Below are 16800 nucleotides of genomic sequence, written 5' to 3'. Positions count from 1 at the left end.
TTGGCGGTGTAGCTCAGCGGCAGAGCAGGGGTCTCATAAGCCCCGTGTCGGAGGTTCAATTCCTCCCACCGCCACCAATTCTTCTTCGCCCCGGTCGAAGGCTGCGCGCGGCTGTCGAGGGCCCGGTGGGAGGGACGATGGTCGATGCTTGAGCGCGCGGTCGAGGCCGTCGGCGCCGCGTCCCGCACGCTCGCATACATCGCGGGGCTGATCCTGCTCGTGGCCGTGATCTCGCACGGCCTGACCTGGCTGATCACGCGCCGGCGGACGGCCTCTCTCGTCTGGGGGTACTGGAACCGCTTCGGGGCCGCCCTGCTGGCGGCCGGCATCCTGGCCATCGGCTACGGCTGGTGGGCCCTGGGACTCCAGACGCCGGTAGGCAGCGCCGTGATCGCGCTGGGCCTCTTGCTCGCATCCGCCGGACTCTGGATGCTCATCCCGATCTGATCGGAGTGAGACGCGCCGCGCGCCCCGGCGGCGGAGCCGCCGACGATCTACAAAAAAAGCCGGGCGGCCCCGCGCGAGGCGGGACCGCCCGGCGGGCGGCCGCGGGGACGGCACCGACCGCCGCTGTGGCACTACCCGGCGGTCGGGAGGAGCCGCGACGACTCCTCGTCCGTCCGGCTTAGCCGCCCGAGACCTTCAGGTTGTTGACGACCTCACGGACACCCTTCACCTGCCGCGCAAGCTCGGCGGCGCGCATCTTCATGGCGGCGGTGTCCACGTTGCCATTCAGGTAGACGGTGCCCTTGTTGGTGTCTACGTCGATCTTCGTCAGGGTCGACACCTTCTCCCCGGCGAGCTTCGTCTTGACGGCTGCAGTGATCGAGGCGTCGTCGACGGTCTCGCTCGCCGTCTTGCCGGTCAGGCTCTGACAGCCCGCCAGCACGAAGACGAGGAGCGCCATCACCGACACCGTGCGGAGTGCGTAGCGCATCCCTGTTGTCCTCCTTCCGACCAATCCGCCCCGGTCGGTGCCTCGTGCCGGACCCGGGGCATGCCCGGCACACGAGAATCCCACGGGTGATTGTGCAACACAGATGCCATCAGACGCGCGCCCCGCGGGCCCCTCGCATGCTCCGAGCGCAGTGGTCCGGTGGCCCCCTGGTCCGGACCGCGATATGCTGTTGACGGAGTGTCTCGGCAGCCGACGCCTCGGATGCTTTGGGGCGGCGTTCAGGTGCGGCCGGCGTTTTCGATTGACAGTCACGGCTAGAACCGTGTGTAATCTGGCCGACTTCGGGGTCACGCGGAGTACGGTTCCCCCACCGTAGTGTCAGACTTGGTCGGGCTCCCCGCGCGCGAGAGCGGGCGTAGGCGAAAGGGGACGAGTCCATGGCGCTGCTGACGGGCGAAGGGTGGCTGTTCCTCCTGCGGTGGATCCACTTCCTGGCCGGCATCACCTGGATCGGACTGCTCTACTACTTCAACTTCGTCCAGACGCCGTTCTTCGCGGAGACCGAGCCGGCCGTCCGGAGCGGCGCGGTTCAAAAGCTCGTCCCGCGCGCGCTCTGGTGGTTCCGCTGGGGCGCGATGATCACGTTTCTCTCCGGCTGGCTCATCATCCTGCACCGCCTCGGTCAGGGCGGCTTCTTCGTGGCCCCCTACGGGTGGGCGATCCTGCTGGGCGGGCTCCTGGGCTCCCTGATGTGGGCCAACGTGTGGTTCGTGATCTGGCCCAATCAGCAGATCGTGATCCAGAACGCGATCGACACCGCGGCGGGCCGGCCCGCCAACCCGGCCGCCGCCCCGGCCGGGGCCCGGGCCGGGCTGGCGTCGCGGACCAACACGCTGTTCTCCATCCCCATGCTCTTCTACATGGGCGCGGCCAGCCACCTGCAGGGACTGCCGGTGCCGCGCTCCGGCGCCGCCTTCTGGATCGTGGCCCTCATCATCATGGCCGCGGTCGAGGTCAACGCCCTCATCGCTCAGCCGAACACGACGACCACGAAGCCCCTGGCGACGGTCTCGGGCACCCTGTGGGCAGGCTTCATCCTGTCGGCGATCTTCTACATCTGGTTCGAGATCATGCGCTAGTTTTTCGGGGGGGTCTCGGAAGACCCCCCGATGCCCCCCCTCGGTTGCGGCGGCACAGCCGCCGCTCGGAGCTGATCGACGCGGCGCGCGCGGGGGACGAGCGGCCGGCGGGTCAGCGGAGGTAGGCGGCGAGGTCGGGGATCTTCGACTCCAGCTGCGGCAGCGGCTGCATGACCGCGCTCGGGCGCTTGGGAGTGTAGCCGGGCGGGTACGTCCCGTGGAGCACTCGCGCCCGCAAGAGCTCCTCGGAAGAGCCCTTGACCGCCGGACCGAGAGGACCGTCGCCGGCGGGGTCCTGCGCGTGACACGACACGCAGTACCCGAGATAGACGTCACGCCCCCGGGCGGCGGCCTCGCTGCCCGGCGTCGCGTTGCCCGAACAGGCCGCCAGCGTCGCGATGCACGCCAGCCCGGCGAGGGGCCGCCGCCAGCCCATCAGCCCTCGCGAAGGTCCTCGAGGAGCGCGGCCCGGGCCTCCGGGCCGAGCTCGGTCCGCGCCCGATAACCCGGGTGCTCGACCACCAGCGCCACCGGCTCGCGCGCGAAGGCCGCCCGGGCCGCCTCGGTGAGCCGGAACCGTACGAAGTGGACGGCCGCGATCTTGTCCTCCTTCGAATGGCCCTCCTCGAACCGTCCCGGAATGACGTGGTCCCGGCCGATCGTGAGCCGCACGGCGTCCCCGGCGTCGATCCCCATGAAGCGGTCGAGCTCAGGCTTGATCCGGTCCTTCTCCTCGATCTCGATCATCATCGTGGCCGACAGCTCCCCCGGCCCGGGGACGAGCTCGTTGTAGACGTCGATCTCGTCCTGCACCCGGTCGTCGGCGACGATCCGCTCGGCCCGGATCATCTCCTGGATCTGGAACAGCACCGTCTGGCGGTTCTCGAAGAGGAAGCTCACGCGGTCGCCGACGGCGACTCGCCGGCGCTGCTTGAGGGCGATCACCTCGCGGCGCCGGGCGTCGCGGACCTTCTCGTACTCGTAGAGGTTCTGCACCTCGGCGAACCGGATCTTCTCCACCGACATCACTCCCAGGGGAGGCCGTAGGCCTCGGCCAGAATCTGGATCGGATGGCGCGGACGCTGCCCCGTGCCCTGGGCGATCTGAAGGCCCGCCAGCGGGCAGTCCGTCGCCGTCCGCTCGGGCCGGGCCGCGCCGAGGTCACGGAAGAGCGGCTCGGCGACCTTCATCGAGAGCTGGTAGTACTCCCGCTTGAACCCCCAGGTCCCGTCCACGGCCGAGCAGCGCTCGATCACCGTGACGTCCGCGCCCGTGAGGCGGAGCACGTCGGCGGATTTCGTCCCCATGTTCTGCGCTCGCAGGTGGCACGGGAGCTGGTAGGCGACCCGGCCCGGGCGGAGCGGAAAGGCCGTGTCGAGCCGGCCGCCCTGGTGGAGGCGCGCCAGGAACTCGAAGAGATCGCGGGTGCGCTCGGCCACCAGCCGGGCGGTCTCCCCGTCGGTGGCCAGCCAGGGCCATTCCTGCTTCATCATGTAGGAGCAGGTCGGGCCCGGCACCACGAGCTCCCGGCCCTCGCGCACCGCCTCGCCCAGGCTCCGCACGTTGTCGTCGATCAACCGTTGGGCCTCGCCCACGGCCCCGCCGTCGAGGTACGGCATGCCACAGCAGCGCTGGGAAGGCAGGGTGACATCGACCCGGTTGTGCCGCAGGACCGCCACCGTGGCACGCCCGACCGCCGGGTTGTGGTATTCGACGGGGCACGTCGCGAACAGGGCCACCCGGGCCGTCACCGGCTCCGGCGCCGGCTCCCGGTGCGCCGCGAACCAGCGGCTGAAGGTCTCGCGGTGGAAGCGCGGCAGGTTCCGGTCCTGGTGGATCCCCAGGACCGCCTGCATGAAGGCCCGGTGCGCGCGATTCTGGCTCGCCCAGTTCGCGAGGGGCGCGACGGCGGTGCCCAGCCGGCCGACCAGGTCCGTGTTGCCCAGAACCCGGTCCTGGAGGGTGACGCCGCCTCGCTCCCTGACCTGGACGGCCCGCGCCCGCAGCATCACGCGCGGGAAGTCGATCATCCAGCGGTGCGGCGGCGTGTAGGGGCAATGGTTGTAGCAGAGCTTGCACTGATAGCAGAGGTCCACGACCCGCTGCGTGTCGGCGCCAGGGAGGCGCTCGGCGTCGCCGTCCACTTCCTCCCGATCCAGCGAGGCCATCAGGTCCTTGAACGAGGGACACAGCGGCAGGCAGCGCCGGCAGCCGTTGCAGACGTCGAAGACGCGGCGGAGCTCGGTGTCGAGCGCCGGGCGGCTCCAGAACTCAGGGGCGCGGATGTCGAACGTCGTCATCGTGGCCTGAAAGGGCGGAGGGGGGCCGGGCCCCCCTCCGATCGATCTAGATGGCTTCGGCCGGCTCCCGCCCCGCGACGGCCTGGTGACCCTTGGTGAAGCGGCCAGCGTGTGACTTCTCCGCCTTGGCCAGCGTCTCGAACCACTCGGCCAGCTCGGCGAACCCTTCCTCGCGAGCGGTCCTGGCCATGCCGGGGTACATCTGGGTGTACTCGTAGGTCTCCCCTTCGATGGCCGACTTGAGGTTCAGCTCGGTCTTTCCGAAGGGCACGTTGGTCACGGGATCGCCGACCTCCTTGAGGAAGTCGAGGTGACCGAAAGCGTGGCCGGTCTCGGCCTCCGCAGTGTCGCGGAAGAGACCGCCCACGTCGGGAAAGCCCTCGATGTCGGCGACTCGCGCGAAGTAGAGGTAGCGCCGGTTCGCCTGGGACTCGCCGGCGAAGGCCTCCTTGAGGTTCTCGATGCTCTTGGAACCCTTGAGCGACTTGGCCATTCCCCATTCCTCCTGTTCGGTCGTGGACGTACGACAGGCGGGGCTAGTCGGGGCCCGGACGCCGGGTCGGCCCGCCGCCCCGCCGGCGGGCGCACCGGCCGCAGAGACCGAAGAACTCGATGCGATGGTGCGAGACCCGAAAGCCCGTGCGGGCCGTCACCCGGGCGTCGAGCCTCGCGTCTACCGGCTCCTCGAGATCGAAGATGCGTCCGCAGTGAGCGCACGTGAAGTGGTGATGGCGGTGGACCCGGGCATCGAAGCGCACCGTGGGCCCGGCCTGGAACTCGGTGAGGAGCCCGTGGCGCGCGAGCAGCCGCAGGTTCCGATACACCGTGGCCAGGCTCACCCGGGGGAGCTGCTTGCGCACCGCTGCATGAACCCACTCGGCCGTCGGATGCGTGTTGGTGGCCTGCACGGCGGCCAGGATGAGCCGCCGCTGGTCGGTGAGCCGCATCCCGCGGCGCGCCAGGTCGGCGCGCAGGACGACCTCGGCGCGGGCCGGCCCCGCCGAGGCGGATGGCGGCCGGCCCCGATCCTTCCCCCGCGCGGCCGGTGAGGGCGTCTCCATGCGGCTCCTGGTCCCGTCACCCGTTATTAGTAATGCGAATTGTTCTCAACAACCATAGCCCGGCTCCCGGTCGGTGTCAAGAGCGGACGCGGCCGTGCTATAGTCGCCGGGTGCCCCTGGCCCATTGACGCACGCGACACGGAGGATGCGACAGATGAGACGGCTGTCCAGGACGCTCCTGATACTCCTTCTGCTGGCCATCGCGGCCCCCGGCTTCACGTACGACGGGCGGGTGGAGAAGAAGGTCTTCACCATGCCCGCCTACGCCACGATCGCCGGCGAGACCATCAAGAACGTGCGGGTGGGATACGAGAGCTACGGCACCCTCAACGCCCCCAAGGACAACGTGATCCTGGTCACCCATTTCTTCACCGGCACCTCCCACGCCGCCGGGAAGTATGCGCCGGCCGACGCGGCCCCGGGCTACTGGGACGGCATCATCGGGTCGGGCAAGCCCATCGACACCGACCGCTTCTTCGTGATCAGCTCCGACACCCTGGTGAACCTGAACACCAGGGACCCGAACGTCACGACCACCGGGCCCGCCTCCGTCAATCCCGACACCGGGAAGCCCTACGGGATGGGCTTCCCCATCGTGACGATCCGGGACTTCGTGAACGTCCAGAAGGCCCTGTTGGACTCGCTCGGCATCCGGAAGCTCCACGCCGTGATCGGCGCCTCCATGGGCGCCCTTCAGGCCGTCGAGTGGGCGGCGGCCTATCCCGACATGGTCGAGCGCGCCATCCCGGTCATCGGCGCCGCCGAGATTCCCGCCTACGGCATCGGCTGGCTCAACCTGTGGGCCGCGCCCATCCTCCTCGACCCGAAATGGAACAAGGGCGACTACTACGGGAAGGACGAGCCGGTCGAGGGCCTGGCCCAGGCGCTCAAGCTGGTGACGCTCCACGCCCGGCACTACGGCTGGGCCACCAAGACCTTCGGCCGGAAGTGGGCGACTCCCGACCGGGACCCCGGGAAGAGCTGGGACAACAAGTTCGCCATCGAGGACGTCCTGGACAAGGCCGGGGCCGCCCGGGCGAAGGCCTCGGACGCCAACTCGTTCCTCTACCTCGTCAAGGCCAACCAGCTCTTCCTGGCCGGACACAAGGCCTCGCTCGAGGAAGGGCTGCGCGACGTCAAGGCCAAGGTCCTGCTGATCCCCGCCCAGTCCGACCTCCTGCTCTTCCCGGACTATTCCAGGCAGGCGATGGCGGTCCTGAAGGCGCAGGGCAAGTCGGTGGAGTACCTCGAGATCGAGGGGGACGGCGGCCACCTGGACGGCGTGCTGGCCATCGGCAAAGCGGGCGAAGCCATCCGGAAGTTCCTGGCCAACTAAATAGACGTAGCAAATCCCAGCCCGCCGCCAGGGAAGAGTGTGACATGAGAGCAGGAATGCGGGTTGCGCTCCTCCTCGCGGCTCTGCTCCTTGCCGTTCGAGGCGCCGAGGGCTCCGCTTGGGAGCAGGAGGAAGAGTTCTCGCCGTCATCTCCTGCGGCGAGCTGCGATGGATTCGTCTGTTCCCCGATGGGGGCCCCACCGATACGGACGGAGCAGCCGGTGACGATCCCGCTGTATTGCTACCGGGGTCAGCCTCTTTTCTTTGGCCAGGGCGACGTCATCCGCTATGCCTGCCTGAGTCCGCCGTTACAAGCCCAGGGAGAGCCGCACGCCGGACGCAAATGGCCCCTGCTCATCTATCTGCACGGCTCGCTGACGACTCCGGAGAGTCTGTATCTGTCGGGCCGGGATCTGTTCGCCCTGCACGACACCTTTCCTCTCTCCGGCGACCCCGAGGTCAAGGGCTTCTACGTCCTCTCGCCGGAAGGAAGACGGGCGACCCCCTGGCCGTCGAACGGCCCCGAGACCGGGAGCGGTTTCCACTGGGACGAGTGGTACCGCGATCCCTCCAGGAACCTGGACGCTCTCGCGATCGATCGCTTTTTGAACCAGGTGATCGCGACGGGCCGGATCGATACCCGCAGGATCTACGTGTTCGGCTGGAGCAACGGGGCCTACATGGCGGCGCTCTACGGGGTCTGGCGCGGCGACCGGATCGCCGCCATCGGTCAGTATGCCGGCGCCGATCCCTGGTCGCGCACACCCTGCCCTGTATCCCTGCAGGCTCCGAGAAAGGTGCCGCTGGTCCTGCTGCGCAATCTCTGCGACGCCCTGGTTCCCTGCGCGACGACCAGCGCCTGGGTCACGACACTCACGCAGCGGAGCTGGCCTTTCGCGTTCCACAACCTCGGCCTGCTGGGCGCCGTCACCCGCGAGACACGCTGCACGCTGCGCTGCTCGAAGCCGACAGGCCTGTACGAGCACATCCGCTGGCCGAACACGGATGCGCTGAAGGAGATGCTGAGCTTCCTGCGGCGGCACCCTCTGCCGTAAAGAAAGGTACCGAGTCGCCGACTCTGGCCGGCTCCGGAGACGGTCGTGCGGCGCACCACCTCGGCCGGCACCGCCAGCGTCGCGTTGACCGTCTCCTGCCCCCTGAGGTCGCCCTCGGCTGGCTCCCTGCAGCCGGCCGCGGTACAATTCCACCTCAGGGGGTCGAGCCACATGGAGAACACTCTCTGGCTCCGGATCCACGGAGCCAGGCAGAACAACCTCAAGAACATCTCGCTGGCCCTGCCACATGACCGCGTGACGGTGGTGACGGGCGTCTCGGGGTCGGGGAAATCCTCCCTCGCCTTCGACACCCTCTTCGCCGAGGGCCAGTGGCGGTTCGTCGAGTCGCTCTCCACCTATGCCCGGATGTTCCTCGAGCGGATCGACCGGCCCGACGTGGACCACATCGAGCACATCCGGCCGGCCATCGCGCTGGAGCAGAAGAACCCCGTCCGCACGGCGCGCTCGACGGTCGGGACCGCCACCGAGCTGGCGGACTACCTGCGCCTCCTCTACGCCAAGATCGGCCGGGTCCACTGCCCGCGCTGCGGTCGCGAGGCCCGGGCCGACGCGCCCGAGCGCGTGGCCGAGGCGCTCTGCCGCGCACACCCCGGCACCCGCGCGCTGGTCATGTTCCCCCTGCCCGTGCCGGCCAAGGAAGCGCCGGCGGAGCTCCTGGGCCGTCTGGTCGCCCGCGGCTTCGCGCGCATCCGGCTGGGGGACGAGGTCCTCCCGCTGACGCCGCTCCCGCCGCTGTCCGCCGCCGACCTCGCCGCCCAGCCCGAGCTCCTCGTCGTCCTCGACCGGGTGACGCTCGAGCCGGCCCGCCAGACCCGGCTGGCGAGCTCGCTCGAGCAGGCCTTCGGCGAAGGCGGCGGCCGCGCCGTGGTCGAGGTGACGCGCGACGGGGCCCGGCCCGAGACCCTGCGCTACGGGGATCGGTTCGGCTGCCACGCGTGCGGGATCCCGCTCGAGCGTCCCCAGCCGCTGCTCTTCTCGTTCAACCATCCCCTGGGGGCCTGCCCGGAATGCAAGGGGTTCGGCAACCTCCTGCGCTACGACGAGAGCCGGGTCATTCCCGACGGGACCCTCTCGCTCGCCGACGGCGCCGTCCAGCCCTGGCGGCACCGGTCGGGGGCCTGGTACCAGAAGGAGCTCCTGCGCCGGGCCAAGCGCCGCCACGTCGACGTCCACACGCCCTACCAGGAGCTCCCGGAGGACGTCCGCCGCTGGGTGCAGGAGGGCGACGACGACTTCGGCGGCATTCGCGGCTTCTTCGAAGACGTCGAGGGCTATCGCTACAAGCTCCACGTCCGCGTGTTCCTCTCGCGCTACCGCAGCCAGGCCGGCTGCCCGGCCTGCGGCGGCGCCCGCCTCAAGCCGGACGCGCTGGCGGTGACGATCGGGGGCCTTCACATCGCCGACCTCAGCCGGCTCACGGTCGACGACCTGGCCCGGTGGCTCGACGGGCTCGAGCTCACCACGTGGGAGGCGGAGGTCGCCCGCGACGTGCGGGCGCAGATCCAGGCCAAGCTCGGCTTCCTCCGGCGGGTGGGACTCGGCTACCTGGCGCTCGACCGCCAGACCCGCACCCTCTCCGGGGGTGAGGCCCAGCGGATCGCGCTCGCGACCCAGCTCGGAGCCCAGCTCGTCGGCACCCTCTACGTGCTGGACGAGCCGTCCATCGGCCTCCACGCCCGAGACGTGGCGCGGCTCGCCGAGCTCTGCCGCGAGCTCGCCTACGCCGGGAATACCGTGGTCGTCGTGGAGCACGACCGCAGCTTCATCGAGGCGGCGGATCATTGCGTCGAGCTGGGCCCGGGCTCCGGGGAGCGGGGCGGCGAGGTCGTCTTCGCCGGGCCCCGGGCGGAGTTTCTCCGCGACACGCGATCACTCACGGCCCGCTACCTGTCCGGCCGCGAGTCGATCGCCCTGCCCCGCGCCCGCCGGGACGGCAGTGGACGGTGGCTCGCCCTCGTCGGGGCCCGGGAGCACAATCTCAAACGCCTGACGGCGCGCATCCCGCTGCACACGCTGACCTGCGTCACCGGCGTGTCCGGCTCCGGCAAGTCGACGCTCGTCCACGACACCCTCTATCGCGCGGTGGCCCGGGCCTTCAAGACCGAGTTCGAGTCACCCGGCGCCTACGACGCGCTGGTCGGCCTCGAGCACCTCAAGGGCATCAAGCTCATCGACCAGGAGCCGATCGGGCGGACCCCGCGCTCCAACCCCGTCACCTACATCAAGGCGTTCGACGAGATCCGGAAGCTCTACGCCGGGCTTCCCCGGGCCAAGGCGCTCGGTCTCACCCCGGGCCACTTTTCCTTCAACGTGCCCGGGGGGCGCTGTGAGACCTGCGAGGGCGACGGCTTCGAGAAGCTCGAGATGTACTTCTTCGAGGACGTGTACGTCACCTGCCAGGCCTGCGAGGGCCGGCGCTACCGCGCCGAGGTCCGGGAGGTCAGCTATCGCGGCAAAGACGTGAGCCAGGTGCTTCAGCTCACCGTCGACGAGGCCGCCGACTTCTTCGCGGCCGTGCCCGCGCTCGGCCGGCGCCTCCAGGTCCTCCAGGACGTGGGGCTCGGCTACCTCCGGCTGGGCCAGCCCGCGACGACGCTCTCGGGCGGCGAGGCCCAGCGGCTGAAAATCGCCGCCGAGCTGGGGCCGCGGCTCGGGCGCGACGTCCTCTACATCCTGGACGAGCCCACCACGGGTCTCCACCTCGACGACATCCGGCGGCTGCTCGGCGTCCTCCAGCGTCTCGTCGACGCCGGGAACACCGTCCTCGTCGTCGAGCATCACCTGGACGTCATCAAGTGCGCCGACTGGGTCCTCGACCTCGGGCCCGAGGGCGGCGAAGCCGGCGGCGAGCTGGTGGCGGAGGGGCCGCCGGAGGCCATCGCCCAGGTCGCGGCCTCCTACACGGGGAAATACCTCCGCGAGTTCCTCGCCAGGCCGGGCGCCGGCGCCGACCGCCGCGGCGCCCGCTGAGAGCGCAGACGTGCGCGCACCTCGCGCGGCCCGGCGGTAGGGTCCCGCCACCGTCCCTCGGTCCGCATGCAGACCGATGCCAGCACGTGGCACCTGATTCTCCTGGTTCTGGCGCTCGGCATCGCGTTCGCCTTCGAATTCGTCAACGGCTTCCACGATGCGGCCAACGCCGTGGCGACCGTGATCTACACGCGGTCGTTGCGCCCCTGGACGGCGGTCATCCTCTCGGGCTTCTTCAACCTGGTTGGCGTGTATCTGGGGGGAATCGCCGTTGCCGTGAGCATCCTCAAGATCCTTCCCGTCGAGCTCCTGGCCTCGAGCGGAAGCGGAGCGGGGCTTTCGATGGTCCTCGCCCTGCTTCTGGCCGCCATCATCTGGAACCTCGGCACCTGGTATCTCGGACTACCGGCGTCCAGCTCCCACACGTTGATCGGCGCGATCGTCGGTGTCGGGATCGCCAACTCGCTGATGCCCGGGCACGTCTTCGGCACCGGGGTCAACTGGCACAAGGTGGGAGAGATCGGCCTCTCGCTCGTCTGTTCCCCCGTGATCGGCCTGATGGCGGCCGGAGTGCTGCTCCTGCTTATGCGCCGATTCCTTCCGTCACCGGAGCTGCATCGTCCGGCCGACGAGGCCCAGGCGCCTCCGCGGTGGATCCGCGCCATCCTGGTCGGAACGTGCTCCGGCGTGAGCTTGGCCCACGGCTCCAACGACGGCCAGAAGGGGGTGGGGTTGGTGATGCTGATCCTGATTGGCATCCTCCCCGCCGACTTCGCGCTCGATACCTATCAGGACCAGGCCACGCTGGCGCGCACCGTGGCCGTCGCCGAGGAGATGGAAAAGCTGACCCGCGCCGGTTACGGCGAAGAGATCGGGACGGCGCCGGAGTCGACGATCGACAGCGTCCTCGGCGACCTCGCCGCCATTCGCTCCGCTCTCGAGAACAGACGCTCCGTCCGCGAGATACCCGCCGAGGAGCGGTGGGACGTCCGCACGAGGATCCTCCGGGTGGACTCGAGCCTGGCCGTCCTGCAGGATAGTCAACCCGGGCGGCTCTCGCCTCGGGAGCTCGACACGCTGAGGCGTGACAGGCGCGCCTTGCGCGAGGCCGTGGACTATGCTCCGACGTGGCTGGTGATTGCGGTCGCCCTCGCCCTCGGCGTGGGGACGACCGTCGGCTGGAAGCGAATCGTCGTCACCGTCGGAGAGAAGATAGGCAAGGTCCCCATGTCCTATTCGCAGGGGGCCTCGGCGGAGGTGGTTGCGGCCACGACGATCGGGGTCTCGGGATGGCTGGGCCTCCCGGTGAGCACGACTCATGTCCTGTCCTCCGGAGTCGCCGGCACGATGCTGGTCGGGAAGTCGGGGCTGCAGAGGTCGACGGTGCGCAACATCGCGATAGCGTGGGTGTTGACGCTTCCCGCGGCGACGGCGCTCGCCGGCGGCCTGTTCCTGCTGTTCCGAGCCATGCTCCCGAACCCGATGGACGCGAGGGCGCTGCCGGTCGACGCCACGGCCAGTGCCCACGACCGCGAGGCAACCCCGCCGGTTCGCGTCGTCGCGGCCGATGCCCTCCGCCTGCAGGGAGCCCACTCGCTCGGCGTCAGGGTGGCGCCGGAGCTGGCCGAGGCGTTCCTGGTGAAGAAGAGGGCGACAGCCATCACCCGCCGGGCGGGAGACGACGCCTACGGGTGGCTCGTCTCGGGACAGCTCCCGGGCGATTCCCGGCCTCGACTCATCGAGATCGCCGCCGGGGGCTCGGCGGCGATGTTTCAGAGCCTGGCTGCGGGAGCGGGCGACGTGGGGATGGCTTCGCGTCGCGCCACGCCCGCCGAGGTCGCGCAGATCGCGACCGCCGGTCTGGGCGACATCGCATCGCCGGCCCACGAGCACGTGCTCGGCGTCGACGGCATGCCCGTGATCGTGCACCCGACGAATCCCGTGAGCTCCCTCGGTGTGGAGGATGTGGCGCGCATCTTTTCGGGTCAAGTGACCGCCTGGGCGATGCTCGGGAAGGGCGAAGGGCGCATCACCCTGTACGCTCGAAACGAGCGCTCGAGCTCGTTCGATGTCTTCAAGGCGCTCGTGCTGCGCGAACTGCCACTGGCACCCACGGCGAAGCGCTTCGTGGAGGCTGGCGCGCTGGCGGACGCCGTGACGGACGACGTGCACGGCATCGGGTTCGCGTCCATGAGCTCCATGCGGAGGGCCAAGGTCGTCGCGGTCGGCGGTACCGGCGTCCCGGCCATCCCGCCCACCGCGCTCAGCGTATCCGCCGAGGAGTATCCGCTGTCGCGGCGGCTGTACCTGTACACGACGTCGGCTACGAGCAATCCGCTCGCCACGGAGTTCGTCGAGTTCGCGCTGTCGCCGGAAGGTCAGAAGATCATCGCCGCGGCGGGATTCGTGGACCTCGGCGTTCGAGTCGGAGGGGGCAGAGCGTGCGATGAACGGTGCCCGCCGCGCTACGCGGCGCTCACGGAAAGAGGACGGCGCCTCGCTCCGCTGTTCCGGTTTCGCCCCGGGACGACCGAGTTCGATAGCCGGGCGCAGCGCGACATCGACCGCGTCGCCGACTTTGTCCGCCGCGACTCCCCGTCCACCGTGGCGCTGGCGGGATTTTCCGAGCGTGTCGGGCTCTCGGTGGATCGAGCCAGGAAGGTGGCCGAGGAGCTTCGGGCGCGGGGCATCCGCGTGGATGCGGCCGAAGGATTCGGCGGGGCTGTCCCGCTCGTCTCGAAGGACGTGTCCGGGGCCGAGGAACGCAACGAACGTGTCGAGGTGTGGCTCGCGTCAAGGTGATCGGGGCAGCGGAGGCCGCCTCCGCTCCGCCCACCCCTGCTCCGCGCCTCCGCGTCGCGCTAGGGGTGTGGCAGAGTAACCCGGCGCCGACCACCGAGAGCGCGGTGCATCGGGGAGTGCTCGGAGCGGCGGCTTCGCCGCCGCCACGACGGGGGGGCCGCGGGGGGTCTTCCGAGACCCCCCCGAAGTGACCTAGGGCTCCAGGACGAGGAGGGAGCGGTCGGCGCGGTCGAGCGTGCGGTAACGGATGGCCTTCCCGTCACGGTCCAGGATCCGGAGGGGGTCGGCCCGACCGCTCGTCACCACGAGCGCGAGGTCGCGCCCGAGCGCCACGGCCGGGCGATCCAGGCGGATGGTCCACCGACCCTCCTCCACCTCGAGTCGAAATCCGACCCCGGCCCGCCGCGCCCAGAACTCGCCCAGCGCCGCCACCGGCCCGATCCAGACCGGCTTCGGCGTGTAGCGCTCGAGGAGCCGCCGCAGTACCTCGAGCTTGTAGGTCGCGTCGGTCGGGTGGATCAGGACGCAGGTCATCGCGGCGTTGGCGCGGTTCGCCTCGATGATCTCGGCCCAGGCCTGGACCACCCAGTCCACGGTGTTCCGGGTCAGGTAGCCCTGCGAGTCGTCCACCGTGACGGGCACCTCGACGATCGCCGTCTCGCGCGCGCCGAGGTGCTTCTGCGCGAAGGCGAAGAACGGGAAGTTCGTGATGATGTTGTTGGCGGAGAACGTCGAGTCGTACCGGTAGCCGGCCAGCTCGAGGGCCTCGATGAGCGGCGGCGGAAAGGCCAGCTCGCCGGCGCGGAAGGAGCGGGTCTGCTGGTCGGGCAGGTCGCGGTCCAGCAGCTCCTTGGAGACCGTGACCTCGCCCATCACGGTCGGGGCTTCCGCGGGCCGGTAGCTCCGGGCCGTCACCGAGGCCGCGCCCATGGGAAAGCGGGCGAAGCGCTTCGAGTGCGAGACGGAGTGGGAGCCGATCTCGAACCCCAGACGGCGGAGGGTGACGACGAATGGGATGCGGGAGGCATCGTAGTACCCGATGTCGGCGGCGTCGGTGAAGGTCTTGGTCGTCACGAAGAACGTGGAGCGGACGCCGTAACGCTCGGCCAGCCGGGCGAACGCGACCGAGTGGGCGAACGCCTCCTGGGCGTCGACGTCGTGGGTGAGGACGATGGCGGTCTCCAGGCCGCGCGGCACCGTGTGCCAGTAGACGGCCGGGCGCGCGGTGGCCTCGTAGAGGCCGCGGAGCAGCAGGAAGACGACGTCGCCCGAGGGCTCGAAGGAGTTGACGTACTGGCGGCCCGCCTCGTAGTGCTGCCCGACCTGAGCGAGCAGCACGGTCTGGGTCAGGCTGGCGCCGAGGGTCACGGCCTGGCCGGCGTCGTAGTCGTTGACGACGATCGCCGCGCTCCCATCCGGAAAGGTCGCCAGCGCCCGCCCCTGGGTCACGCCGTACCCGACGGTCCAGATGGTCTCCTTGAAGAGGGTCGGATCGCCGAGCGAGATCTCGCGCTCCTTGGGATGGTCGAGGTAGCGCAGCCAGGCGTCCTCCACCCCGGCGGCGAAGCGGAGGCGGAAGCGGTCGCGCTGGGCCCGGGCGCCGTCGAGACCGAAGAGCGGGAAGTAGTCCGACCCTTCCACCTGGGTGGCCAGGAGGAGGCCGCCGCCCGAGACGAAGCCGTAGACCGCCTCCCGATGAGCCGGCGACAGGGTCCGGTTGTAGAGCGGACCCGGCAGGATGGCGAGCGCGTAGGCCGGCGAGAGCCCGGTCGGGGCGACGACGTCGTAAGGGATCCCCATCGCCTGGAGCGAGCGCCGGGCCGCCAGCGACTCGAGGGCGTCCTCGGTGAGGACGAGGGCCACCCGGTAGCGCGGCTCGGCCGCGTGGAGCGCGCCGGGGAGCCCCAGCAGCAGGAGGAGTCCGATCGCGACGCGCCGAGACCGGCTCACCTGGCCCAGACGCCGCGCGCGCGCGGGGCCCGCAGCGCCTCCTCGACGATGACGTGCCAGGCCGTGCCGGCGACGCTGGGCGAGGCCGAGAGCTCGTAGGCGACCTCCCGCGTCGCGTGGCGGATGCCGTCGCCCTCCCGCATCTTCGCGATCTCGCCCACGATCTCCCGAGCCCGGTCGACATCGCCCCGGCGGAGGTGGGCGAGGGCCACCCCCAGGCTCCCCTCGGCCCACACGATCGCGAGGTCCCTCCACCGGGCGTCGGGCGCTGCCGGCATGAGGACCCGCTGAACGCGCGGGTCGTCGTAGATCGGGCGGTCGTGGTACGGCCGGTGGCCCGCCACCGCGCCGTGGCGGTTCTGGTAGAGCCGGTCCGCGGTCGCCAGCGCGCGGGCGGCCTTGTCCGTCTCGCCGGCCGCCACCAGGAAGAGCGCGCCCCAGGAGGCGCAGTCGAGGGCCAGCGTCCGGTCGAGCCGCCCGTCCTCGCGGAAGCCCTGGGCGAACTGCCCGAGGTCCTCCTGCCAGAGGCTCCCGAGCAATCGCTGGCGGATCTCCTGGGCGGCGGCCCCGTAGCGCGGCTCGCCGCTCACCCGATGGAGCGAGGCCAGGAAGAAGAACGAGGAGATGTTCTGCTCGGTGCTGATCCAGCGCACGGGCCCGTCCTGGTAGACCTCCTGCACCGTCTTCCGGGCGGGATCCACCGTGAGCCGGACGACCCCGCGGCCGCCCCGCAGGAGTCCCCGGGCGTGGGGCGCGTCGGCGACCCGGAGCGTGAGCAGGAAGTCCGCGATGCGCCGGGCCGTCGCCAGGAAGCGATCGCGCTCACGCTCTGCGCGCGGGCTGTCGGGCGGCGGCTGCCCCTCGAGATAGAAGCTGAGCGCGTAGCCGACCCAGGCCGTCGCCCCCGAGCGGATGATCGCCATCTCGTGGTCGGCCTCGTCGGGCCAGCTCACGTCGCCGCTGTAGGAGAACCAAAAGCTCCCGTCGGACCGCTGGACCCGGACGAGCGCCTGGAGGATGCGAGAGGCGGTGACCCGATCGCCGGCCAGGCTGAAGGCGAGGGCCGCCAGCGCTCCATCGTAGACGAAGGACTTCCGGTGGATCGGCCCGGGCGGGCCGGTCCCCGGCGCGTAGCTCAGGATGAGCCCGCGCCGGTGCGGGTCCGGCTCCGGCACCAGCTCGTTGGGAAGGATCCGGGCCCGCAGCCAGCCGAGCGACTGCGCGGCGGGGGCCGCCGGGCGCGGCTCGACGGAGACGGGCGGCGCGGT

The 16800-nt window shown here is 70.4% G+C and carries 14 protein-coding genes, 1 tRNA gene and 1 pseudogene; 8 read left to right on the top strand and 8 right to left on the bottom strand.

Annotation, left to right across the window (positions count from 1 at the left end):
• The first annotated feature begins 2 nt into the window (after positions 1-2).
• Both VGW35_07080 and VGW35_07075 read left to right on the top strand, forming a co-directional pair.
• A tRNA-Met gene (locus VGW35_07080) sits at positions 3-77 on the top strand.
• Positions 78-144: 67 nt separating this feature from the next.
• Positions 145-447 (top strand): hypothetical protein, encoded by a 303-nt coding sequence (locus tag VGW35_07075; protein HEV8307415.1) that lies wholly within the window; start codon positions 145-147, stop codon positions 445-447.
• A gap of 178 nt (positions 448-625) precedes the next feature.
• Here the strand turns inward: VGW35_07075 and VGW35_07070 are convergent, their stop codons facing one another.
• The gene (locus tag VGW35_07070; protein ID HEV8307414.1) at positions 626-937 is read right to left on the bottom strand and encodes a BON domain-containing protein; all 312 of its coding nucleotides are present in this window, start codon (positions 935-937) and stop codon (positions 626-628) included.
• A 398-nt stretch (positions 938-1335) separates the two neighbouring features.
• Here VGW35_07070 and VGW35_07065 point away from each other — a divergent pair, with 398 nt between their 5' ends.
• Complete coding sequence (locus tag VGW35_07065) at positions 1336-2037, top strand: urate hydroxylase PuuD (GenBank protein HEV8307413.1); 702 nt, start codon at positions 1336-1338, stop codon at positions 2035-2037.
• 112 nt (positions 2038-2149) lie between these two features.
• On the opposite strand, the gene VGW35_07060 is transcribed toward VGW35_07065, so the two are convergent.
• From VGW35_07060 to VGW35_07040, 5 genes are read right to left on the bottom strand one after another with little or no spacing between them, the layout of a single operon-like run.
• Positions 2150-2473: a cytochrome c gene (locus VGW35_07060; protein HEV8307412.1), complete on the bottom strand. Its 324-nt coding sequence runs from the start codon at positions 2471-2473 to the stop codon at positions 2150-2152.
• Positions 2473-3057, bottom strand: coding sequence for a DUF3501 family protein (locus VGW35_07055; GenBank protein HEV8307411.1), 585 nt, complete (start codon positions 3055-3057; stop codon positions 2473-2475). Before VGW35_07055 ends, VGW35_07060 begins: the two co-directional genes overlap by 1 nt.
• Positions 3058-3062: 5 nt before the next feature.
• A complete protein-coding gene (locus VGW35_07050) occupies positions 3063-4337 on the bottom strand; it encodes a heterodisulfide reductase-related iron-sulfur binding cluster (GenBank protein ID HEV8307410.1) in 1275 nt (424 codons plus the stop codon).
• Between the two features lie 46 nt (positions 4338-4383).
• Positions 4384-4830 carry a rubrerythrin family protein gene (locus VGW35_07045; protein HEV8307409.1) on the bottom strand — a complete coding sequence of 149 codons (447 nt, stop codon included), beginning with the start codon at positions 4828-4830 and terminating at the stop codon, positions 4384-4386.
• 43 nt (positions 4831-4873) lie between these two features.
• Complete coding sequence (locus VGW35_07040; GenBank protein ID HEV8307408.1) at positions 4874-5398, bottom strand: transcriptional repressor; 525 nt, start codon at positions 5396-5398, stop codon at positions 4874-4876.
• 154 nt (positions 5399-5552) lie between these two features.
• Between VGW35_07040 and VGW35_07035 the strand changes: the two genes are divergently transcribed.
• The 5 genes and pseudogenes from VGW35_07035 (at position 5553) to VGW35_07015 (ending at position 13582) form a co-directional block, all read left to right on the top strand.
• Positions 5553-6734 carry a homoserine O-acetyltransferase gene (locus tag VGW35_07035; protein HEV8307407.1) on the top strand — a complete coding sequence of 394 codons (1182 nt, stop codon included), beginning with the start codon at positions 5553-5555 and terminating at the stop codon, positions 6732-6734.
• A gap of 221 nt (positions 6735-6955) precedes the next feature.
• Positions 6956-7789: a PHB depolymerase family esterase gene (locus VGW35_07030; GenBank protein ID HEV8307406.1), complete on the top strand. Its 834-nt coding sequence runs from the start codon at positions 6956-6958 to the stop codon at positions 7787-7789.
• A gap of 171 nt (positions 7790-7960) precedes the next feature.
• Entirely contained in the window at positions 7961-10780 is a 2820-nt protein-coding gene (uvrA, locus tag VGW35_07025; GenBank protein HEV8307405.1) for an excinuclease ABC subunit UvrA, read from the top strand.
• A 66-nt stretch (positions 10781-10846) separates the two neighbouring features.
• Positions 10847-12232: pseudogene (locus VGW35_07020) on the top strand (inorganic phosphate transporter).
• 15 nt (positions 12233-12247) lie between these two features.
• Positions 12248-13582, top strand: coding sequence for a substrate-binding domain-containing protein (locus tag VGW35_07015; GenBank protein HEV8307404.1), 1335 nt, complete (start codon positions 12248-12250; stop codon positions 13580-13582).
• A gap of 192 nt (positions 13583-13774) precedes the next feature.
• Here the strand turns inward: VGW35_07015 and VGW35_07010 are convergent, their stop codons facing one another.
• Together VGW35_07010 and VGW35_07005 are read right to left on the bottom strand one after the other, a co-directional pair.
• A complete protein-coding gene (locus VGW35_07010; GenBank protein HEV8307403.1) occupies positions 13775-15532 on the bottom strand; it encodes a hypothetical protein in 1758 nt (585 codons plus the stop codon).
• Positions 15529-16800: hypothetical protein (locus tag VGW35_07005; protein HEV8307402.1), on the bottom strand; the 1272-nt coding region annotated here is incomplete at its 5' end. The genes VGW35_07010 and VGW35_07005, both read right to left, overlap by 4 nt.

It is taken from the genome of Candidatus Methylomirabilota bacterium, from assembly GCA_036005065.1.
Lineage (GTDB): Bacteria > Methylomirabilota > Methylomirabilia > Rokubacteriales > DASRDR01 > DASYQW01.
Note: the sequence above shows the minus strand (reverse complement) of the source record. Positions and strands in the feature narration are given on the sequence as shown.